The following is a 22808-nucleotide window of genomic DNA, read 5'->3' as shown; positions in this document are numbered from 1 at the left end:
TATAGAGTGTTTACGAATGGGAGGTAGTAAAATATGAAAGCGCATTTGAGAATATTGTTCACTTTAACATGTGTATTAACATTGATGGCTTGTACGAATAATGAGGAAAAGAAACAGACGAACCCAACATCTGAAAAAAATACGGAACAAAAGAATGAAGGAACTGCACCTCAAAAAGAGAACCAGTCAGCGAATAACTCCAAAAATCAAGATTCAACAAAACCTTCGACAGGGCCAGATTCAAAAAGTCCAACTCTTAACCAAAAATCAATTAACTATGTTAAAGAATTATTTGAACTAGCGAAAGAAGGGAAAGTACCTAATGTTCCATTTGCTGCTCATACAGGAGATATCGAAGAAATAGAAAAAGCATGGGGGAAAGCAGATAAAACAGAACAAGCAGGGAGCGGAATGTACGCAACCTTTACAAATAAAAATGTTGTCTTCGGTTTTAATAAAGGATCACAAGTTTTTGATGTACGTTCATATCAAACAGAACTAAAGTCAATTACATTAAAAGAAATTGAAAAGGCGTTAGGAAAACCAACTTCAGTTAAAGTAAATGGTGAAGATCAAATATATGTATATAAAGTAAACAATCAGTTCGAGTTAAAATTCATCATTCCAAAATCGATCGGTAAGGTAGATCATATTTCGGTATTTTCGCCAGAGGATAGTATTAATAAAATGGCAGGATAAAAAATCAAATAATCTCCAGAACACCTCACTTATTTTAAAAGTGAGGTGTATTCAATTGTAAACAAGGTATGTTTCCGACCTTATGATACATACTTTCATATGGCGAAATAATTCAATTATATTTTTGAAAAAAATACAAAGCAAGTAAAAAAACGCTATCTGCCTATAGATTTATAGGGAAGGATAACGTTTTTTATAATTCATCCAATAAGAGATATCGTTTTATTAAAAAAGTAGCATCCTATAAAACTTGAGGGGTATGTTGCGAATTATCTTTTTGGACATTTCCCTTTATTTTTTTACGTTCTAAATTTTGAACAAAAAGTGCCTGAACAATACCTCCAACTATTAAGAAACATGCACAAATATAAAATAGCATATTACCGTTTAGTTTACTTAATAATACTGCACCAATAACAGGACCGCACGTTCGAGATATATCCCAGTGTATGCCATAAATCGAAAAATACAATCCACGTTTATCTGTAGGAGCGATCTCTGAAACGAATCGCAATAAATGGTTTAAAGCCATACTTTCTCCAATGACTAAGAAGAGTAATGTGAAAAATAGTGACGAGATTGTTGCTGAAAGCCCGTAGCCAATTGCGGCTATCGTATAGCAGGCGTAAGAAATAAGGATGATTTTCGTCATGGAAAATCGTTCAGACCATTTTACGAGGAAAATTTGTAGAATGATTTCCAAAATGGCTTTACAAGTTGAAATAAATGCGAGTATGAATACGAAATTTGGAAATACATGTTCTGCGAAAATACGATAATTTGTTTCCGTTTGTGCATAGAAAAAGCTAATAGGAAGTGTAGAAGCCATAAGTCCAAATACAGCGTAATGTTTGTGTACAAATTGTTTTGGAGATGATGCTACTTCAAGTGTTTGTTTTGGCGTTGTAATTGCTGGAGCAGTTTCTGGGAGCTGCGTCCAAACAACTATTGCATATATCATAAGTGTAATACTTTGCATCATAAATAAATATTCAGGGTGAGTAGTATAAAAGATAGCACCAATTAAAGGACCGATTACGGATCCAATTGCTCCCATCGTTTGCAGGAGAGCAAAAATTTCTGCTTGCTGCTTTTGTTTTGTTAAATCGGCAATTTGCGCACGTTGAGCTGGAATGTATAAAGAACGACCAATACCATTAATGACGTATAACAGTGCAAATATAAAAATGGATTGAGCAAAAATAAAACTACCGATTGCAACACCTTGCAGCAATAGGCCGAGTAACATAATTTTTTTTCTCCCATATTTATCAGTAACGCCTCCAGCAATAAATGTAAAGACAATGTCTGAAAGTGGTTGTAGTCCGAAAATAAGCATAGTCATCATTATATTGCCGTTTAACATCTTATTAACGTATATAATCATAATGAGGGCTAACATTGATTCCGTTGTTCGGGTTAATAATTCACCACACAGTCTAATGATAATCGGTTTATTGTAACGTAGTAAGAGATGGTTCAATATGATTTCCTCCTTTCTATATTGAAATGATAAGATGAAAGGAGAAATGGAAAAAGGGTAGAAATAAAAGGGAGTATTTTTCACCTTTTAGGGGGATTATGATGTTTATATTAGATCAATACATTGAACTATGGATTGCCTATGGGAAAGGGAAACGAGAAGGAGAACAATTTGAAATAACAGTGCAAAATATATCTGAAACTTTATTTTGTACAGAGCGTAATAGTAAATTAATTATAAAAAAATTAGAAGAGTTACATTGGATCGCTTGGTTTCCAGGTCGCGGGAGAGGAAATCGTTCTAAGTTAATATTTAAAAAGCATCCGGCACCATTGATTTTAGATAGAGGAAAAGAAATAACGAAAAAAGGGGATGTGAAAAGCGGGATCTCATTTGTGGAACGCTATAGCGCACATTTTCCATCAGTAAAGGGAGAATATCAGTCTTGGGTTGATTCTATATTTGGTCATAAAATTGAAATGACATCTGAAGGGAGAAAAGATGTACTCCGTTTACAAGTACAAATGAATCTGGACATCGTTTTAGATCCAGTTTACGCTACAATGCGCTCGGAATGTCATATGGTTAAACATATTTTTGATACACTCGTATATATCAATGAAGAAAGAACTGCTATTGAGCCGAGACTTGCTTTTCACTGGGAATATAATGATGAAGAAAAAATATGGACATTTTATTTACGAAAAGGAGTTCACTTTCATAATGGAAAACGCCTTACTGCACATGATGTTATATATTCATTGAATCGATTCATGACAGCTGTAGACAACCCGCACGCATGGATGTTACAGCATGTGGAAAGTTTTCATGCAGTAGGTGAATATGTTTTAGAAATTAAATTACATACGGAAAATATGATGTTTTTACATATGCTAAGTTTAGAACAGTGTTCTATCGTAAGTGAAGATGAAGCAGGAAAATTAATGGGGACAGGACCTTTTCAGTTATACAAAAGTAATGAAGATCTGTTTATACTGGAAGCGCATCATTTATATTTTCGTGAGAGACCTTTTCTAGATCGCGTTGAGTTGTGGAATGTAGAACAAAGTGTAGATACATATGATGTTTTAGTAAAGGCACAGTATAAAGATAAAGAGAAACATAATAAAGAACTGTCTCGACTTGAGTCGAACGTGACTTATGTAACATGCAATCTTACGAAAGAAGGACCAATGCAAGATAAGTTATTTCGGAAAGCGTTATATAAAATCATTCATGGCGATATAATCGTTCAAGAACTCGGTGGAGAACGTGGAGAAGTGGCAAAGGAACTAATATCAGCAAAGGCCAGCATAGTAGAGATAGAGGAAGATATAGAAAGTTTAATGAAAAGAAGTATTTATCATAATGAAGTGCTACAACTGTATACATTTAAAGGACGAGATCACGTTGAAGATGCACAATGGATACAAAAAGAGTGTGCGAAGTATGGAATTTGTGTAGAGATTAATTTTCTTGAAATAGAAGAACTATTGCAAATAGGTACGATACAAAAAGCTGATATCATGCATGATAGCGCAACAATTAGTGAACGAATAGAAGATAGTTTGCTATATATGTTTCTGACAAAAAACAGTTTTATTCATGGGCATAGCAGCATGAACTTTCACGAAATGTTGTCCCCTTATTTTAAACAAGAACAAGTAGAGAAAAGAGTTACACTGTTACGCGATCTTGAGGACACATTGTTACGTCAAATTCATATTATTCCTTTATATCGTAACAAACAAGAGGTAAGTACTCATGAAAAAGTACAAAATATAATGATTAATTCGCAAGGTTGGATTGATTTTTATGAAATATGGTTTAAGTCTTGATATATATAGGTTCTTACGCATTTTTCAGAAGATGTGTCAGAGCCTTTTTTCTATGTGAAAGAAGTTTGTTTTACACATTGTTACGCTACTTGTAGTATAATTCCATTTACAGCGTAACAGTGTTATGTTACATTGTTATTAGGAAGGAGTGTTACACAGTTGAGTACAAATTTAATTTCAAAAAAAGAATTATTAGAGCTTACAGGTATTTCATACGGACAGTTATATAGGTGGAAGAGAAAAAATTTAATTCCGGAAGATTGGTTTGTACGAAAGTCAACATTTACTGGTCAAGAGACATTTTTTCCGAAAGAAAAGATTTTAGAGCGTATTGATAAAATCCAAACGATGAAAGAAGATTTATCACTAGATGAATTAGCAAATATGTTTTCACCGAGTGTGACAGAAATCCTTTTAACGAAAGAAGATCTCATCCGTAAAGGGATTACATCAGAACCTGTTTTACAATTTTTTATTGAGCAAACGAACAAAACGGCAGACTTTCGATTTGTAGATATTCTTTATGTGTATATGTTAGAAGAGTTACTACAATCAGGAGAAGTTAGTTTAGAAGAAGGTAAAATGGTTCTGCAAGTTTTACGAGAAAATTATGAAGCAATCAAACATAAAAATTGTGATTTAGTTATGATTCGAAAAATAGGGATTTCTACATGTTTCTTAGTATCGAATATTGAGGATTTAATTTTTGAAAAGGGAACGAAGATTATTTTACGAGAAGCGATTATGAAGTATACCGAAGCATTAAAAACTAAACTGTTGTAGTGGAGGAGAAATAATGCGTACAGAAAATTTAATTATAAATGGTTACGGTTCATCCAATGGCGGTGAATTTCATAAAGTACAACTAAATGGAAAAGGCACTGTAAACGGAAATGTTGAATGTGATGAATTTCAATGTAATGGTTATGGTGCAGTAACTGGTGATTTGAACAGTAGCAACGCAAGAATTAGTGGATCAGGTAAAGTCGATGGTACAGTTAATACAGAAACGATGCGAATTGATGGGAAAGCAACAATTACACAAGATGTAAAGGCGAATAGTTTAAAAATTGCAGGAAAAGGTACGATAGGTGGAAACGTTAAGGGTGAAGAATTTAAAATCAACGGTCAAGCGACGATTGATGGGAATTGTGAAGTTGATATTTTTTCTTCAGAAGGACAATTTACAATCGGTGGTTTATTAAGCGCAGATGAGATTAATATAAATATTCACGGTACATGTAGAGCGAAAGAAATTGGCGGCCAAACGATTAAAGTAAGACATAGATTGAGTACATTTAGTAGACTATTTAAATCAGTATTTGGCTTGCAGTTAGAAGCTGAATTGTTAGAAGGTGACAATATCGATATTGATTATGCTCACATAAAAACAGTAAGAGGAAACAATGTAACAGTAGGACCGAACTGTGAGATTGAACTGATTGAATATAGCGGTGTTATTACTGTTGATAAAAGCGCAAATGTAAAAGAAATTAAGCAAGTTTAACGGAGGGGGGAAATCAGTATGGAACATCAACATAGTCTCACAGTAAATGGTTCTGGTAATTCAGCGGGCGGAGATTATAACAAAGTGAAGATTCGCGGTGAAGGGACAATTGCGAATGATATGAGTTGTAATGAGTTTAAAACATATGGCACAAGTGATGTGCGTGGCAATATGAAAGTTAAAAACTATGTCGTGTATGGAGATAGTGAAGTACAAGGAAATGTAGATGCAGCATATGTAAAAGTATATGGTAATACACAAATGCATGGTGATGCTCATATTGAAAAAACAAAAATTAGAGGTATGATTGATGTTACAGGGAAGTTTTCAGGTGATTTCGTAGATGTGAAAGGTGCTTTAAATGTGAAGGGAGATATTGAAGTAGAAGAATTATCACTAACTGGTGGTCTTGAAAGTGATGGTTTGCTTAATGCTGAACATATTGAAATCTCACTTCGTTATGAAGGAAGTAAAGTAAGAGAAATCGGTGGCAAAAAGATTACAGTGCGTAAGAAATCAAGATTTATTCCTTTTACTAGTCATGCTGGAAACCTCCAAACTTTAATTGTTGAAGGGGATGATATTTATTTAGAACATACAATTGCTGAAGTAGTAAGAGGAAACAACGTTACCATTGGTCCTGGATGTGAAATTAGTGTTGTAGAATATCATACTAGTTTTAATCAAAAAGGTAATGCAGTCGTAAAAGAACATAAACAAATATAAGTAATGCGAGGGAGAGCAAGAGATATGGTTGAGAAGAATAATAAGCTTGGCTTTATTGTGGCGGGCTTATTGCTAGGTATTTTAATGGCATCAATGGATAATACCATTGTCGTAACAGCGATGGGAACGATCGTTGGTGACTTAGGAGGTCTTGAAAACTTTGTATGGGTCGTTTCTGCCTATATGGTCGCAGAAATGGCAGGTATGCCGATTTTCGGTAAACTATCAGATATGTATGGAAGAAAGAGATTCTTTATTTTCGGTTTAATCGTCTTTATGATTGGTTCGGCACTTTGTGGGACTGCTGAAAATATTACACAATTAGGCATTTATCGTGCCATTCAAGGTATTGGCGGCGGGGCATTAGTGCCGATCGCGTTTACTATCGTGTTTGATATTTTCCCACCTGAAAAGCGCGGGAAAATGGGTGGATTATTCGGAGCAGTATTTGGATTATCAAGTATTTTCGGGCCATTACTTGGCGCATATATTACAGATTATATTAGTTGGCACTGGGTATTTTATATTAACTTACCGCTTGGCATTTTAGCACTTATTTTTATTACATTCTTTTATAAAGAATCACGAGTTCATAAAAAACAAAAAATTGATTGGTTCGGCGCAATTACTTTAGTTGGTGCAGTAGTTTCTTTAATGTTTGCACTTGAACTTGGCGGACAAAAATATGATTGGGATTCTAGTTTTATTTTAAGTTTATTTGCTGGATTCGCTATTTTAATAATCGCATTTATTTATATCGAACGAAAAGTAGAAGAGCCAATCATTTCATTTGAGATGTTTAAACAACGTTTGTTTGGAATGAGTACAATTATTGCATTATGTTACGGAGCTGCATTTATGTCAGCAACTGTGTACATTCCGTTATTTATTCAAGGTGTATATGGTGGGACTGCAACAAACTCAGGATTGTTACTTTTACCGATGATGTTAGGGTCAGTCGTAACAGCACAGTTAGGCGGATTTTTAACGACAAAGCTTAGCTACCGAAACATTATGATTATTTCTGCTGTTATTATGCTAATCGGATTATTCTTATTAAGCACGTTAACGCCTGAAACAAGTCGGGCAATATTAACGGTTTACATGATTATTATCGGATTCGGAGTTGGTTTCTCATTCTCGGTACTAAGCATGGCTTCAATTCACAACTTTGGTATGGAACAGCGCGGATCTGCGACTTCAACGAGTAACTTTATTCGTTCATTAGGTATGACACTTGGTATTACAATCTTCGGAATGATCCAAAGAACAGGTTTCCAAGAACAATTAGAAGAAGCATTTAAAGGTATGGGCGGGGGAATGAATTCAAACGCTTTAGGAGATTCAAGAGCCATTTTATCAGAATCGGCTAGAACTCAAATTCCGCCACAAATATTAGATAAAATTATTGACGCTCTTTCTAGTTCAATCGTTCAAACATTCATGTGGGCATTGGTACCAGCTGGTTTAGCATTCGTATTCATTTTCTTTATGGGAAATGAGCGCATGGTGTTGCAGAAAGAACAAAAGAATATAAAGAGTGAAACATCAAAATCTTAATGAAAAAGCTCCTTTCAAATTTGAAAGGAGCTTTTGTCGTATGTACGGTGTTAAATTAGCCTTCGATGATTTCGTATTCTTCGTCTGCTAATAATAAAATTTGTGTTTTCTTACCTTTGTTTTGAACTTCGATTACATCATATGTACCTAAGTCTCTTAGTTTGCTTTGAGAAGCATTAACCATAACTTCCATAGAATCAATTAAGATATCTTCTTCAATGTATGATTCAGGCAATGCCATATCTTCAGTTTCTAATACACATGCGTATAGATTTTGTAAGTTTTCAGCAGTTGGGTTTTGTTCCTCAACATCAATGATGTTTTTTACTGCGTCCATATTTTCTTCTTTTGCTTGATATACTTTAATTTTAGCCATTGTTTTAATCTCCTTTATAACGTAATCGTAGAGGCTACACCTTATTATAACGTTTTTTTCATGAAAGATGAAATTGTTATACGTATTTATAGTAAAAAATATGTGTTATTACTTATAATTGGTGTAATTCCCTTATTAATCTAATGAGTAGTTAACTATCTCCTTACGTTAATATTATATTGTCCAAGCTTTTCTTATCTTCCGCTCATATTATATGTATTAGATAAAAACATATAGGGAAGGGATTGAATGTAAGTGGATTGCGAGCCGAAACGAAATTGTGGGTGTTGTCAAAATAGTATATGTGAATTTTTACAAAGTCTAGAACCTTTTACTCAAGTTGAAAGTATCGTAATAGCTGGAAACGAAATCGATGTATCTTATTTTCTTTCATTTAACAAGAGGAAGGGCATTGTATCATTTGTACAACAAGACAATGAGGTAATATTTGTAGACTGTTCAAAGATTGATGCAATTCGAATAGGAAAAGTGTGTAGTTGTAAATCGAAAGTTAAATATATTGAAGAGGACTTTAGCTTGCTAGGAAATGTTTGCCCGCAATGTTTAACGGAGGGTAGTACAATCTTTTTTGATTTTAACAATCCTGAATTAAATGTGTCTTTCCAAGCAACCACAATTAATCCACCTAGATGTACTGAATTTACAGATGAACTCGGGAATGTAGTAAAGCAAATTACTATAGTAGGTGAGGCAATTGTTTCTAAAGATTTCGTTCAAGTGCCTGAACTGGTAGGTTTTCGACTGCTTTTATCGCATCCAGCTGGAGATCCTTTAAACTACGGATTGTTATTTATTAATTTTCCTGATACGATTTTTATTTTTATATTGGCATCAAGCGGATACCTTTCCATTTCGAACTGCTTAAAAATAGAGAGTGGAACTGGTAATGCTGAAATAGAAGAGCTGAAAAAAATGATAAAGGATGACGATAACACGTACAAATCAGTTGTTAAATTGACTAAAGTATATAAAAATGCTGAGACGGAATCCTTTATTTCTAAGAAGGAGTTATAACGTATCTATTGATTAACCCTCTTAAAATACAGGAGGGTTTTTACATATAATAGGAGCGTTATAGCGGCGGGAAAATCACTTTTGTCGTATGTACGGTGTTAGAAGTAAATAGAGTGGTTAGTTGTACTATGATTTGTTATGGATAATCTCCTATAATGCGGTCTTTTGCAGCAAAATATGAAAGAAGCCATTACAGAAAAGCTAGGGGAATAGTATGTAATTGATTTAAATAAAGTGACGGAAGAGCATACAATATTGATAAAGCAATTAAGAAAAGGGCTATTGAAGCAGCCCTTTTCTTAATTATGTACATAGCTGTTGCTATTTTTATTGTGTTTACATAGTTATCCAAACTTGATAGCATGTTTAATCAAAAGTTGAGTAATTTATTTACTAAATTCCTTTTGAGCTCTCATATAGCTTCCTATGATATTTTGATAACTTGGAAGGTGTTTAGCAAGTAAAGCTCCAAAGCCTTCAACATCATTTCGCCAGTCACGCTGTAATTCTGCTGCAACGCTAAACCAGTTCATTAGTTGAACCCCGCCATGAGCCATACGCATAAGAGCGGCATCACTTTTTGAAAGACGAGAATAGAAATCAGTCATTTTATAATCCCCCTTAAAAAGCTTATTTATAAATCAATCTTACAGTGATTCGACTGGATTGGGTATATGTTAAAATTTTATCAACAAATATGTTTTATTTGGATAATAAGATATATATTTTAAAATTGAAAAAGTGAATTTTTATTTTTTGATTTGATGTTATAATGATTTTGTATTTGTGAATAATTTATAATTATATGAAAGTTAAGTCTAAGGGGTGTTTGCTTATATGCCGAATAAATGGATGTGTAAAAAGGGTATAAGTTACCTCATGAAAATGTAGAGTTATATTGATTTGTAGAAAGCAGGAATGTAAATGATATATGAAGCGAATATACATACTAGAAGAAAATTAGTTTCCATGTTCGAAGATTTTAATAATGTTATATTACTTTCTTATTTACAAGGACATATGGGAAGAGCCTGGGTAAACGATCTTGAAAATCCAACAGTAGCACAAGTTACAGTAGGGATTTTCACATTTTATACTGGAGATCCAAATGTGAAAGAAACAGAAGAGTTATTACGTAATATTCCTGAAAAAATGTTAGTAATCGTAAATAGTGAAGAATGGAAAAAGCGTTTAGAAACATTTTATGAAAGAAAAATAGATAAGTTTTTACGCTATAAATTCAAACGTAATTCGGAATTTTTTAATCGTTCAAAATTACAATCTTTTATATCAACACTTCCAAAAGGATACGAGTTAAGAAGAATAGATGAGCATATTGCAAATAATTCTACACTACATAAGCTTTCTGAAGACTTTACAAGTCAATTTCAATCGGTAGAAGATTATTTAAATCGAGGTATAGGTTATAGCATTTTGTATAATGGAGAAGTTATATGCGGTGCATCCTCGTATAGTATTTACGATAAGGGGATAGAAATTGAAGTTGCGACGGATCTGAACCATAGAAGAAAAGGTTTGGCGACCGTAGTGAGTGCAGCGTTAATATTGGATTGTTTAGAAAAGGGAAAATACCCAAACTGGGATGCAGCGAATACGACATCTGCCAAACTAGCAGAAAAGCTAGGATATGTTTTTGATAAGGCGTATGATACTTATTTTGTGGATAATAGATGAATGAGCAGAGATTGTAAGAGTTGTACAAAATAAAGAATTTAAAAAGGGAAAGACAAATGACTGGAATGTTTCGATAGCATTGTTAAAAACTCCTATGGAAATATTAGGGGATAAAATGATTATTTCAATAATAAGGAGATTTTATAATCTATTGAGTACAAAAACCGGCTTTTTTAGCCGGTTTTTATTTTTTATAAAGGGGACAATAGTCGTGATGTTCTGTTTTGTGGATAGTATTAAGTTGGCAGATGGTTCTTATTAAATGTATTCTTTGTTAGGTAGAATAAAAGACTCTTGAAAAATTAATTTTGGAACACCTATTAGCTCTATCATAAAAAAGTCGAGAAATTCTATTTTATATAGGTAGATATCAGTATAGGCTCCATATATTAATTTATGTATTTTTAACTATCAAGAGGAATTGAAGCTTTTACTATGCAATTGATAAAAGTGACTATGATACAAACCCACGCATTAATAGAAAAAGTACATATACAGTAAAGAGAGTTAAAAAACTCTAAATTTTATTATAAAGGAGATTATAAAATATGAGTGAACAATGTCCAATTAATGTACCATGTCAGGTAGTAGGACAAACCCAAACACCATTAAGTGATGCACCTGCAACGCCAATTACTACTCCGGGAGCACCAATTGTAAAAATACCGGTTGTATTAGCAGAAAGAACAATTCAAATTGTTGTAGAATCTGATATTTCATTAGATCCTCCAGCGGTTGAAATTAAACGTATCTTAAAAAATGCATTTTTAACACAATGTAAGTTAGTTCCTGTAGCATTCGAACCAGTACCAGGTACACCTTACCGTCGAGTTACAAGAGCAAAGTTATTTGTACAAGGATATATTCGTAAAAATATTGAATATGCAAATGACGAGTGTAATGGAGTGCTATATGACCGCATTGCTAATGTTCCATTTTCTGGTTTTGCTGATTTAACAGCTGGTGATTTTCTATCACTAGCTATAGTGGCTGCTTCCTCAGATACTACTTCTCACTTTATTAATCCTAAAAATGGTGATCTACCACGTTTAGACAAATACTTCTTCGAAAATACAGTTTTTTATAATGAACAACCGTATTGCGAATTAGTCAGCGCTCAATTTTTTGAATTAGACTTTTCACCTTGTCCAACAGACCTAAACGAACCATTTGATACTCTTCGTGAAAAAATTGTACTAGATCTTACTTTAAAAGTTTTACAAGTACAACAAGTACAAGTATAAAACTAAAAAAGCATTGTCTTTGATAAAAAGACAATGTCTTTTTTATTATTATAAAACATATATAATGATGAAATGGTCGCGTACAAAAAACATATTTTTATGAATTTCATTAGACGGGGGGATGGTGATGAAAAATCCATGGGTTGGTCAGGAAATATGGAACAAAGTTTATAAAGGGAAAAAGCTGAATGTTCAAGATGATGCACGCGAAATAAGAAAAAAGGAAAAAATTGAAGAAACAGAATCAGAGAAAGAAGATAAAGCAATTGAATTAAAGAAAGAAAGTAAAAAAACAGAATCAAAAAAGGGAGATAAAGCGATTGAATTAGAGAAAGAAAATAAAGAAACAGAATCAAAAAAGGGAGATAAAGCGATTGAATTAGAGAAAGAAAATAAAGAAACAGAATCAAAAAAGGGAGATAAAGCGATTGAATTAGAGAAAGAAAATAAAGAAACAGAATCAAAAAAGGGAGATAAAGCGATTGAATTAGAGAAAAAAGTAAAGAAACTGAGTCGAAAAAAGAAGAAGAAACAATTGAATTAGAGAAAGAAAGTAAAGAAACTGAGTCGGAAAAAGAAGAAGAAACAATTGAATCAGAGAAAGAAAGTAAAAAAACAAAGTCAAAAAAAGAAGAAGCAGTTAAATCTGAGAAAAAGAGTAAAGAAACAGAGTCACAGAAAAAACGTCAAGATTCAGAATCAAAAATAGAGACCTTAGTACGTTCAAAAATAGTAAAAACCCCATTTTCTATTATTTCAGATGTGACTAGTTTTATAAAATTCCCTAATATGAATGTGAAAAATCAAGAAGTATTTGTATTTCGGAATCAAAAAGATGAAAGGGGTCGTGAATTGGATACTAAGTTATTAACTACAGTGCAACATTATCAAGGAGAAGTTAATTGTAATTTAGTTTCTTCAAACCTTTATGAAAAGAGAGTGCTTTTAGAACTTTCTAATCAAAAAATAAAAAGTAATATGGAAGAGAATTGGGTAGGAACATCTTCGTGGATTCCTATACACGGAATAATTTTAGATAAGGAAGATGAAGGAGGAGTAAATAATTATATACCTGCGAAATTACCAATAGAAATAGGGAAGTATAAAGGTGAAATTAATTTACGAGAAAAAGTGGTATTTAAAGAAAAAGTTATAGAAATAAAAGAGGTGTCACAGGAAATTATTTTAACAAAAAAAGAGTTTTTATTACCAAAAATAATAAGGAAAGGAAATAATCCATCTAAAATTGAAAAAGGGAGCTTACTCGTAGAAGGTTATATTTTTCAATGTATTGAATTTATATCGGAACGAAGTACACCGCATGATAACGCGTATCAGTTAATACAAAACCTTGTATTGGAATTAACTGTGCAATTGTTACAAGAACAGGAAGTTTGGGTGCGGATTAGATAATTAATCATCTCTACATCAATTAGTTAAAAATTTCTTCAGGAAAATGTATTAGAGAAACTTAAAAATAATGCTAGCAAGTTTGTAAATGAGCTTGCTAATAAGCGTTTGGGAAAGATATGAAATACAATTGATGGATCGCTTTAAAAAACTAATTCTTTTAATAGATGAAATGGATAAATCTTTGTTAAAACATGAGGTGTAACACAAAGTGTATCCACCCCCATTATAGAAAACTTACAATTTAAACAGTAATACATGTTTATCATAATGTTTTAAACACCAATTATATTTTTTTAGAATAATTGGATGGACAACTTCTTTCGTAGTATCGACCTCAGTATAGCCATATTTCTTATAAAAGTTTTCTAGTTCCTCAAAAAGAAGACAATACACATTTTGTACTTGTAATTTTTTCGCAGTTTCTACTAAAAATGAAACAAGTTCCCCAGCTAATTGTAGACCTCTAAATTTTGGGAGAATAAAAATCCCACCCATTTCTATAGTATTATCATCTATTTTGACTAGTCGTCCAACACCTGCGTACTCATTGTTGTATGTAATGATTGCAACTTTATCTCGCTTTAAATCGCTCCGTACAAATCCTATTGATTCGTATTGATTATTAATCCATTCTAGATCATTATATGTAGCCAGTTGAATACTCATATGCATCCTCCTTCAGAAAACTTTTACTATTTCCATTATACATAATATATTTTCAGGAAAAAGTGGTTAAAATGGCATGATTTTTATTAACAGTTCAAGTTTTGGAGAATAGTGCATACAATATAAAGTGTTTTCCTTTCTTCATTTAAGTTTTACGTATATAATTTAAAAGTACTATTTTTATTTTATTATTTTATATTTATAACAGAATAGAGGTTTAAAAATGGGTGTTAAAATCATTACGGATAGTGCGGCGGATTTACCGGTAGAATTGCTGCAAGCATATGATATTGATTTAATTCCACTCCGTGTATATGATGAAGCAGAAACAGAGTATTTAGATGGAGTTACATTAGAGTCAGTTACATTATTGCAAAAAATGAGAGAAGGCGCTGTTTATAGAACATCATTGCCTTCACTTGAAACTTTCCAAGAAAAATTTGTTTCTTATGCAAAAGAAGGTAACCCTTGTATATATTTAGCTTTTTCATCTGAACTGTCTGGTACATATCAATCTTCAATTGTCATTAAAGAGGAAGTAAAAGAAACATATGCAGATTTAGATTTGGAGATTATTGATACGAAATGTGCTTCGCTTGGTCAAGGGCTTGTCGTTTTAGAAGCTGCTAAAATGGCGAAAGACGGCGCATCAAAAGAAGATATTTTAAAACGTGTCGCTTTTTTAATGAACCATATGGAACATATCTTCACTGTGGCTGACTTACAGTACCTTGTTAGAGGTGGACGTTTAAGTAAAGTAGCAGGTTTTATCGGCGGTTTATTAAACATTAAGCCGATCTTAAGTGTGGAAGAAGGAAAACTTGTACCACTTGAAAAGGTAAGAGGGAAAAAGAAAGTACTTGGCCGAATTGTAGATATTATGGAAGAGCGTGGGAAAGAACTTAAAGGTCAAACAATCGCAATGACTCATGGCGACGACTTAGAAACAGCTGAAGCGTTAAAAGCATTAATTACGGAAAGATTCGGCTGTGAAGTATTTATCGTAAATACAATTGGAGCAGCAATCGGTGCACATACAGGACCTGGCGTTATAACATTATTTTTCTTAAATGAAGTAGAGTAAAGGATTGATCTTTTGATCAATCCTTTTTTATTTTTAATCTGTGATAATTGGTCGATATGGTATTGGTGAAGTGATACTTATATCAGTAATCGTGTACAGAGATAATAAAGTTGTTTAATTTACAATAAAGTCGTTTAAAACACAATAAAGTTGTTTAAAAACGCCAGTCATGTTATTCAACAATCGAACTATATAACGAAACGATTTCTTGTCAAAATTAAAAATATTTGAAATAATTGTTATTAAGTTAAAGGAGGGCGATTACAGAAAAGGTGATACGACTTTCTCTTACTTAAGAATTGTGGAATAGTTAAAGAATCCGATTAATTATATTCCGAAAGGGTGTGTGTAATATATTATCAACTAATGTTTTTACTTATAAATCTAAGGATGGACAAACAGTAATAATTAGAGAAGCTAAAGAACAGGACGCAGAAAGAATGCTAAATGCTGCTTCAAAAGCTTTAATAAATGCTCCATACATGCTAAGTACGGTTGAGGATGTAAAAAAGATGAGTGTTGATGCTATTCAAAAAACGTTAAAAGCTTATCATGAAAATCCAAATTATGTACAGTTTATTGCTGAAGTTGATGGTAAGTTAGTCGGTGCAATCGATTTTAAGAACGGAAACAAAGAAAAAATTAGTCATCAAGGGGCTTTTGCGATGACCATACTACCTGAATATCGAAATTATGGTATTGGAAGAGCTCTTCTAGAAACGTTAATCAATTGGGCTAAAAATAACAGTAAGATTGAAAAAGTTTGTCTTGAGGTAATGGAAGATAATCTAGGTGCAATCCAGTTATATAAGAATCTAGGATTTTTTGAAGAGGGTAGAAAAGCAAAGGGTGTAAAATTGGATGACGGCTATCAAAATTTAATATTAATGGCTTTATTCGTTTAAAATTGAACATTATTCAACAATAGGCGCTATTGTTGAATAAAAATTAGATTTTCAAACGACTTTATTGTTATATTTTTAAGTACAGTGAAGTATCTTATATCGAAAATTATACATCTATATTTTAACCCCGTCCTAAATTTAGAACGGGGTTATGCTTGTTTTAGGTTTAAAAGTAAATAACTTTATTGTCTTTTTTACACATCGTATCATTCATGTGTTTATGCTATTTGTGATTGAGTGGTGAAAGAAACGAATATAAATCTAGTCCTGCTCATCAAAAAACGAAATATTTAAAGATATTAAAAAATTGTAGTTTCATATATAATTGGGTAGGGAGAAATATCTGTAACTATTTGTAAAAATAGGAGGCGGCTATAAAAATGCATGAAATTGCTAGGTGGGATTTAGATCGATTATATTCGTGTGAAGATATTATATTTCCGATATTAGAGTTGAAAGAACAATATATAGTGACAAAGGATGTGGAAATCCTTTCAAAACTTATACAGGCTATTGAAAATGCAGAATACTATTTGTATTGCCGATCGGCTGAAGAAAGTGTTTCATCTGACAATACTATATTGACTGTGAAAGTAAAGGAACTAAAAAGTGAAGTACAGCAAGTAATACAACAAAGTGAGGTGGCAATTTCTGGTAATATTAATACTAGGTTCATAAAAGATGAACTAAATGCGTGGGAAAATATGTACATACAATTAAGAAATAAGATAGAAATAGAGCACAATAATAAACAATTATCATTTGGTCAAGCAAATCATATTGCAATGAATAGTGATAATGAAAAGGAAAGGTTAGAAGTATTCGAGTTACTTACAAGTGCTTTGCATAAGGAAAAAGAAATCTTTGCTACTGTATTAAATCAAATAGGGCGATTACGTAATACAAAAAGTAACGAAATAGGGGATAGAGAGATTTTAACACAATCTCTCCAAGCGAATGAAATCTCTGAAACTGTATTATTACAAATGTGGGATGCGACAGAAGAAAATCTAGATAAATTAGCCAGCGTTTTAAAAGTGTATAAGAACGGAAAAGCTTTCATTACATGGCATGAACTTATGACAGTAAAGGAAAATAATGAGGCTATTATTCCTTTTTCAGAAGCAGTACAAAACATATATGATGCATTAAAAGATATTAATGAAGAATTAGCAGAATTTGCACGTAATGCGATAGAAAGTGGATGGGTAGATGCTGAACCGAGAGAGAATAAACCACCAGGTGGTTTTTGTGCTCCATTTTTCATTGAGAAAGAATCACGAATCTCCATGCGTTATGATGGGAGTATAGATAGTGTAAGAGTACTTGCTCATGAGCTAGGACATGCTTGGCATTTTTATAATATGAGTTTTGAACACTCTACTTCTTTTTTAGATGATTATTTGCCAATGAGTACAGCTGAATCAGCGTCTATTTTCTTTGAAACAGTACTCATAAACTATTTAATCGAAACAACAAAGTGTATAGATATGAAAAAGTCATTACTTAGCTGGAAAATAAGAAATACTTTTAATTATGTTATGGCCATTCGAGCATCATTTCAATTTGAGAAGAATTTTTATGAAAAATGTAAAGAAGGTCCCATAAGTGCTGACGAAATTGAGAAGTTATCTATATTGGCACAAGAAGAAGCATATGGACATGCTTTAAGTGAATATCAGCCGTTCGTGTGGATTAAATATATTCAATTTTATATTGCGGATGTTCCTTTTTACAATTATCCGTACACATTTGGATATTTAGCAAGTTTTAGTTTATTAGAAATAGCGAAGCAAAACTCAAGTACATTCCATTTAAAGTATAAAGAATTTCTACGAGAAACAGGAAAAGCTCCAGTAGAAGAGCTCATGAAAAAACATTTTCAAATAGATATAACAAGCTATGAATTTTGGGATAAAGCTTTTATACAAATTTCTAAAGATATTGATGAATATTTGCAGCTTATGTAAGGAGAGGATGACATGTTTCAAGCACTAATTTTCGATATGGACGGAACGTTATTTCAAACAGATAAAATTTTAGAAGTATCGCTAGATGATACTTTTAATCATTTGCGGTCACTACAATTATGGGATGCAGTAACGCCAATTGATAAGTATCGTGAAATTATGGGTGTGCCGTTACCGAAAGTTTGGGAGACGTTATTACCAGACCATTCTATTGAAGTGAGAGAACAAACAGACGCATTTTTTTTGGAAAGATTAATTGAAAACATAAAGAGCGGAAAAGGTGCTTTATATCCGAATGTAAAAGAAGTATTTACGCACATAAAAGAAAATAATTGTTCAATATACATCGCTAGTAATGGCTTAAAAGAATACTTACAAGCAATCGTATCTTATTATGCTTTGGATCAGTGGGTTACTGAAACATGTAGTATTGAACAAATACAATCGCTAAATAAAAGTGACTTAGTCAAAACCATTTTGAGCAAATATGATATAAAAGAGGCAGCCGTAGTTGGAGACCGACTATCTGATATAAATGCAGCGAAAGATAACGGTTTAATTGCGATTGGATGCAATTTTGATTTTGCACAAGAAGATGAACTGGCTCGTGCCGATATAGTAATAGATGATTTAATGGAGTTGAAGGGAATATTGTCTGAAGTGCAGAATACGCATGCTACGAATTGAATAAGGTAACAACCATAAAAATGCTCAGAATAAATGATTCTTGAGCATTTTTATATATTTTTATATTAAGGGAGGGAATTTACTTGAAAGATATACATATTCAACAAATAGAAAATTTAATGAAATATGAAATTAGTCATCTCGTTCAGGACAGTAAGGAAGGAGGTTTTAACTTCCTAATAAAATTAATAAATGAATATGAAAACAAAATAAATGTATTTAATAAAACTGGAGAATGTTTATATGGTATTTTTCAAGGGGAAAAGTTAATTGGAATAGGAGGGCTAAATGAGGATCCATATACAGAAAATAATAAGATTGGTAGGGTAAGAAGATTTTATATTGCAAAAGAATACCGAAGGAAAGGATTAGGGAGGTTACTGTTAGTGCGAATTTTAAGTGATGCTAAAAAATATTTTAATATCGTTGTCTTAAATACAGATACGGAACAGGGTGACAAATTTTATACTTCGGGTGGATTTGTGAAAGGGAAAAAATATGTAGGAGCGAGCCATTATTTGAACTTATATAAAAGGATGTAGTGAATTATTATTTATCCACTTTGATAGAACTTTTGTTCTATTTTTATGTGGATTGATGATATAATTCATTTGAATCTATTATTAGAATGGGGAATTGGATGATGGGAGAAAATAAAATTATTCATGATTTCAATGAATATTCAATTTGGTTAAATACATTGAAAGGTATGAAAGAAGAATTGTGGGTGGCACCAATATCAGAGGGGAAATGGACTATTGGTGAGATTGTATCTCATATTATGAATTGGGATGAATGTCTTTTAAGTAAGGTCTTACCATCAGTGAGAGAAGGAAAGGGAGTGGAGTTCCCTGACTTTAATACATATAATAAAATAGCCTCTATTTATGCCAAATCGGGTATATCTAAGATGAAACTTCTTGAAGAAGCAAAAACAAAAAGAGAGTTACTCGTAAAAGAACTTAGTTTATTGCCTGCTGGAAATCTAAAGAAACCTGTAACTGCCAATGGAGTATCACATTGTCCTCATACTGGAACGCCGTATTCTCTTATATATATTATTAAAGAATTTGTAGATCATGATAAACATCATAAAAGACAGGTTATGCATTTTTTTAATGAAAATCAAGTTGTTAACCGATAAAGAAAGATCCTGCAAATGATATTTGTGGGATCTTTCTTAAATTATAATGTAACATTCATTTGTTTCAATAATCTATTTGGATTACCTTTTACATAATAAAAATGCGGATTATTCTCATCATCATATAGCATAATATAAGGTTTTTCATTTTGTGGGAGCAGTATAAGTACTTCGTCTATTGTAGTATGTAACCATTGATTCATAATAGAAATAGGTTTAGATAAAGGGATTTTTATCATATGTCCATCTTTCGGAACGACGTTTAAGTTTTTAAATGGTCCAGTTATTGCTTTAGCGTATTGAACTGCTTCTTTTTGGATTGCTGGATCTAAAGATTGTTTTTGAATGACCATTTCTTTTTTGCAATCAAACACTTCAATTTGTTGATTTGTATTTGCGAGCACATTTGTTGATAATAGGAAGAAAAGAAGAGAAATGAACCCGATTTTTTTTTTCATAATACAACACCTCATCTTTACTATACCCTCAAAAGGTTTAAATATTTTTCTGTCACATACATGTAACAAAGAAGTTGTATGATACAATTGGTTTTTGTTTAAAAGTAATGGAGGATAAATTATGAAAGTATTGATTGCAGATGATGAACAAGATATGTTGAAAATTTTAAAAGCTTATTTTGAAAAAGAAGGCTTCGAAGTTTTATTAGCAAAAGATGGAGAGGAAGCACTTCAAATTTTTTATGATGAGAAAATAGATTTAGCTATTTTAGATTGGATGATGCCGAAACATAGTGGTATTACAGTCTGTCAGGAAATAAAAAAGAATTCAAGTGTAAGAGTGTTAATGCTTACGGCGAAAAGTGAAAGTGAAGATGAATTAGCAGCGCTTCAAAGCGGGGCAGATGAATATGTGAAAAAACCATTTCATCCAGGAGTACTAATTACCCGAGCGAAAAAGCTTGTACAACAGGATGATGTAATTCAAGTGCAAGATGTAAAGATAAATTTCGCCAAAAATAAAGTATATAAAAATGATATAGAATTAGATATTACAAAAACAGAACTAGAATTAATAAAGTGCTTTTTAAATCATAAAGGAATGATTTTAACGCGTAAAAAATTGTTAGATATCGTATGGGGATTTGACTATTTTGGAGAAGAGAGAACGGTTGATACACATGTGAGGAGATTGCGTAAAAAAATCGGAGAGAATATTATAAAGACGCATCGTGGTTTAGGTTATAGTCTGGAGGAACAAAGTGAATAAACTTGGAAAAAAGCTATTTTTCAGCATTTCTTTAACGGTTATTCTTATTTTTATGATCTCTTTATTATTAATTAATTATCTTTTACCGAAATATAATATTTATAAAACACGTGAAAACTTAAATAAATTTACAATGCAAATACAAAATACATCAGTAAAAGATTTAGAAGATGTTATCCATACAATTGAAAATGAAAGTAATGTTTCAATTGTGTATACGCCAATCAACCAGTCAATAGTTGATATGAACGAAGCACTACACACAAAACTTATGAGAAAGAAGGTAACATTAAATAAACTGTGGATTACGAAAGACGAAGTCATAAAAGTGAAAACGGAAGGGCAATCGAATAAACTATATGATCAAGGAAAGGTAAAAGCAAGCTTTTTTGCTAAATATATTGCGAAAGATGATACGATAATTTTAATTGGGACTTCTATTGCAAATTCAAATGAAATTATTAATACGTTAAATACATTCTACTTATACATTTTGTGTTTCTCACTCCTTCTCATTATTTTACTTGTGTGGATACTTTCAAAAACAATCACGACACCATTGAAAGAATTAAGTGATGTCGCAGAAGAAATTTCACGTTTGAAGTTTAAAAGAACGAAAGTGAAAACGAACGATGAAATAGGAGACTTAGCCAATAGTATCAATATTATGAGTGATAAATTGCATGAAGCACATCAAGATTTAACAGATCGTAATGAACATTTAAAACAATTTATGGGTGATATGACTCATGAATTAAAAACACCTATCGCATTAGTAAAAGCATATTCTATGGGAATAAAAGATGGTTTAGATGATGGTACGTACGTAGATACAATTATTAAACAAACTGATCAAATTTCAAATCTAATTGAAGAGTTATTACGATTTTCTAAACTAGAAAGAGATATATTACAAAAAGAAGAATTCCCTATTGAGCCACTAGTCCAAAGTATAATAGATAAACATAAGATTGAACTGGAATCGAAAGAAATCAATTTGCAAGTGAACAATACTGTTGGTGATACAATCATTTATGCAGATTTAAATAAAATGGGAATGGTGTTTCAAAATTTAATTTCTAATGCGATTAAATATACAACGAATCAAAATGTGGAAATTTATTTACAAAATAGAAACGATGGTATATATTTTCAAATTCAAAATGGTATTCATGCTGAACAAATTAAAGATATCGATAAAATTTGGGAACCATTTTATGTATTAGAATCTTCTCGTAGTAAAGAAAAATCAGGTACAGGATTAGGATTAGCGATAGTGAAAAGTATTTTAGAAAGACATGGTTTTGAATATGGAGTCTCTACTATAGATGGAGAGATACAGTTTGATATTTATATGAAGAAGGGCTAATTAAAAACTAAAAAACATCGTCTATTTTCAATAGGAGACGATGCTTTTTTATGATTATAAGACAGTATTAAGTGGAACTATATAATTTTGAAAGCTCGTAGGGAGAATGTTCTACAAATTTCTCAAGTTATTGTATAAAATATAAACTGAATTTTCAGTAATTTTGTTGTATAGTAAGAA

21 protein-coding genes and 2 pseudogenes are annotated in these 22808 nt (G+C 32.0%); 18 read left to right on the top strand and 5 right to left on the bottom strand.

The window, feature by feature from the left end; genetic code table 11:
- Positions 1-33: 33 nt before the first annotated feature.
- Positions 34-699, top strand: coding sequence for a YjgB family protein (locus MHH42_RS14335; RefSeq protein ID WP_016108597.1), 666 nt, complete (start codon positions 34-36; stop codon positions 697-699).
- A gap of 241 nt (positions 700-940) precedes the next feature.
- Here MHH42_RS14335 and MHH42_RS14330 read toward each other — a convergent pair whose 3' ends face one another.
- Positions 941-2182, bottom strand: a complete 1242-nt coding sequence (locus MHH42_RS14330) for an MDR family MFS transporter (RefSeq protein ID WP_340893505.1) — start codon at positions 2180-2182, stop codon at positions 941-943.
- Positions 2183-2283: 101 nt separating this feature from the next.
- Between MHH42_RS14330 and MHH42_RS14325 the strand changes: the two genes are divergently transcribed.
- The 5 genes from MHH42_RS14325 to MHH42_RS14305 all read left to right on the top strand — a co-directional run bounded on the left by MHH42_RS14325 (position 2284) and on the right by MHH42_RS14305 (position 7813).
- Positions 2284-4020: an ABC transporter substrate-binding protein gene (locus tag MHH42_RS14325; RefSeq protein WP_016108596.1), complete on the top strand. Its 1737-nt coding sequence runs from the start codon at positions 2284-2286 to the stop codon at positions 4018-4020.
- Between the two features lie 159 nt (positions 4021-4179).
- Positions 4180-4803 (top strand): YhbD family protein, encoded by a 624-nt coding sequence (locus tag MHH42_RS14320; protein WP_000106212.1) that lies wholly within the window; start codon positions 4180-4182, stop codon positions 4801-4803.
- A 13-nt stretch (positions 4804-4816) separates the two neighbouring features.
- Positions 4817-5527, top strand: a complete 711-nt coding sequence (locus tag MHH42_RS14315) for a polymer-forming cytoskeletal protein (protein ID WP_001258574.1) — start codon at positions 4817-4819, stop codon at positions 5525-5527.
- Between the two features lie 18 nt (positions 5528-5545).
- Positions 5546-6253: a hypothetical protein gene (locus tag MHH42_RS14310; RefSeq protein WP_016108595.1), complete on the top strand. Its 708-nt coding sequence runs from the start codon at positions 5546-5548 to the stop codon at positions 6251-6253.
- A gap of 24 nt (positions 6254-6277) precedes the next feature.
- The gene (locus MHH42_RS14305; protein ID WP_016108594.1) at positions 6278-7813 is read left to right on the top strand and encodes an MDR family MFS transporter; all 1536 of its coding nucleotides are present in this window, start codon (positions 6278-6280) and stop codon (positions 7811-7813) included.
- Positions 7814-7868: 55 nt separating this feature from the next.
- Here the strand turns inward: MHH42_RS14305 and MHH42_RS14300 are convergent, their stop codons facing one another.
- A complete protein-coding gene (locus MHH42_RS14300) occupies positions 7869-8189 on the bottom strand; it encodes a hypothetical protein (protein WP_001062729.1) in 321 nt (106 codons plus the stop codon).
- A gap of 255 nt (positions 8190-8444) precedes the next feature.
- Between MHH42_RS14300 and MHH42_RS14295 the strand changes: the two genes are divergently transcribed.
- A complete protein-coding gene (locus MHH42_RS14295; RefSeq protein ID WP_016108593.1) occupies positions 8445-9224 on the top strand; it encodes a BC_2878 family exosporium-associated protein in 780 nt (259 codons plus the stop codon).
- Between the two features lie 386 nt (positions 9225-9610).
- Here MHH42_RS14295 and MHH42_RS14290 read toward each other — a convergent pair.
- Positions 9611-9808: pseudogene (locus MHH42_RS14290) on the bottom strand (isochorismatase hydrolase); the annotation flags it as partial.
- A 340-nt stretch (positions 9809-10148) separates the two neighbouring features.
- Between MHH42_RS14290 and MHH42_RS14285 the strand changes: the two are divergent.
- From MHH42_RS14285 to MHH42_RS14275, 3 genes and pseudogenes are all read left to right on the top strand, one after another.
- Positions 10149-10919 (top strand): GNAT family N-acetyltransferase, encoded by a 771-nt coding sequence (locus MHH42_RS14285; RefSeq protein WP_000638740.1) that lies wholly within the window; start codon positions 10149-10151, stop codon positions 10917-10919.
- Between the two features lie 548 nt (positions 10920-11467).
- Positions 11468-12163 carry a CsxC family protein gene (locus MHH42_RS14280; RefSeq protein ID WP_001294998.1) on the top strand — a complete coding sequence of 232 codons (696 nt, stop codon included), beginning with the start codon at positions 11468-11470 and terminating at the stop codon, positions 12161-12163.
- A 127-nt stretch (positions 12164-12290) separates the two neighbouring features.
- Positions 12291-13576 (top strand): annotated as a pseudogene (locus MHH42_RS14275) (BC_2427 family protein).
- Positions 13577-13810: 234 nt separating this feature from the next.
- Here MHH42_RS14275 and MHH42_RS14270 read toward each other — a convergent pair.
- Complete coding sequence (locus MHH42_RS14270) at positions 13811-14242, bottom strand: GNAT family N-acetyltransferase (RefSeq protein ID WP_340893503.1); 432 nt, start codon at positions 14240-14242, stop codon at positions 13811-13813.
- A 223-nt stretch (positions 14243-14465) separates the two neighbouring features.
- On the opposite strand from MHH42_RS14270, the gene MHH42_RS14265 reads away from it, so the two are divergent.
- From MHH42_RS14265 to MHH42_RS14240, 6 genes are all read left to right on the top strand, one after another.
- Positions 14466-15326: a DegV family protein gene (locus tag MHH42_RS14265; protein WP_340893502.1), complete on the top strand. Its 861-nt coding sequence runs from the start codon at positions 14466-14468 to the stop codon at positions 15324-15326.
- A 344-nt stretch (positions 15327-15670) separates the two neighbouring features.
- Positions 15671-16231, top strand: coding sequence for a GNAT family N-acetyltransferase (locus MHH42_RS14260; RefSeq protein WP_080119710.1), 561 nt, complete (start codon positions 15671-15673; stop codon positions 16229-16231).
- 380 nt (positions 16232-16611) lie between these two features.
- Positions 16612-18201 (top strand): M3 family metallopeptidase, encoded by a 1590-nt coding sequence (locus tag MHH42_RS14255; protein WP_340893501.1) that lies wholly within the window; start codon positions 16612-16614, stop codon positions 18199-18201.
- A gap of 12 nt (positions 18202-18213) precedes the next feature.
- Positions 18214-18888, top strand: coding sequence for an HAD hydrolase-like protein (locus MHH42_RS14250; RefSeq protein ID WP_016108586.1), 675 nt, complete (start codon positions 18214-18216; stop codon positions 18886-18888).
- Between the two features lie 83 nt (positions 18889-18971).
- Positions 18972-19430: a GNAT family N-acetyltransferase gene (locus MHH42_RS14245; RefSeq protein WP_016108585.1), complete on the top strand. Its 459-nt coding sequence runs from the start codon at positions 18972-18974 to the stop codon at positions 19428-19430.
- A gap of 101 nt (positions 19431-19531) precedes the next feature.
- Positions 19532-20032 carry a DinB family protein gene (locus MHH42_RS14240; RefSeq protein ID WP_016108584.1) on the top strand — a complete coding sequence of 167 codons (501 nt, stop codon included), beginning with the start codon at positions 19532-19534 and terminating at the stop codon, positions 20030-20032.
- A gap of 41 nt (positions 20033-20073) precedes the next feature.
- On the opposite strand, the gene MHH42_RS14235 is transcribed toward MHH42_RS14240, so the two are convergent.
- A complete protein-coding gene (locus MHH42_RS14235) occupies positions 20074-20490 on the bottom strand; it encodes a hypothetical protein (RefSeq protein WP_340893500.1) in 417 nt (138 codons plus the stop codon).
- Positions 20491-20611: 121 nt separating this feature from the next.
- On the opposite strand from MHH42_RS14235, the gene MHH42_RS14230 reads away from it, so the two are divergent.
- Both MHH42_RS14230 and MHH42_RS14225 read left to right on the top strand, forming a co-directional pair.
- On the top strand, positions 20612-21259 hold the full coding sequence (locus MHH42_RS14230; RefSeq protein ID WP_000865955.1) for a response regulator transcription factor: 648 nt from the start codon (positions 20612-20614) through the stop codon (positions 21257-21259).
- The gene (locus tag MHH42_RS14225; RefSeq protein ID WP_070173335.1) at positions 21252-22628 is read left to right on the top strand and encodes a HAMP domain-containing sensor histidine kinase; all 1377 of its coding nucleotides are present in this window, start codon (positions 21252-21254) and stop codon (positions 22626-22628) included. The genes MHH42_RS14230 and MHH42_RS14225 overlap by 8 nt, the downstream gene beginning before the upstream one ends.
- Positions 22629-22808: the final 180 nt, after the last annotated feature.

It is taken from the genome of Bacillus sp. FSL L8-0099 (assembly GCF_038006385.1).
Taxonomy (GTDB): Bacteria; Bacillota; Bacilli; order Bacillales; family Bacillaceae_G; genus Bacillus_A; species Bacillus_A toyonensis.
The sequence above is the reverse complement of the archived record's forward strand: the minus strand, read 5'-3'. Positions and strand labels throughout refer to the sequence as shown.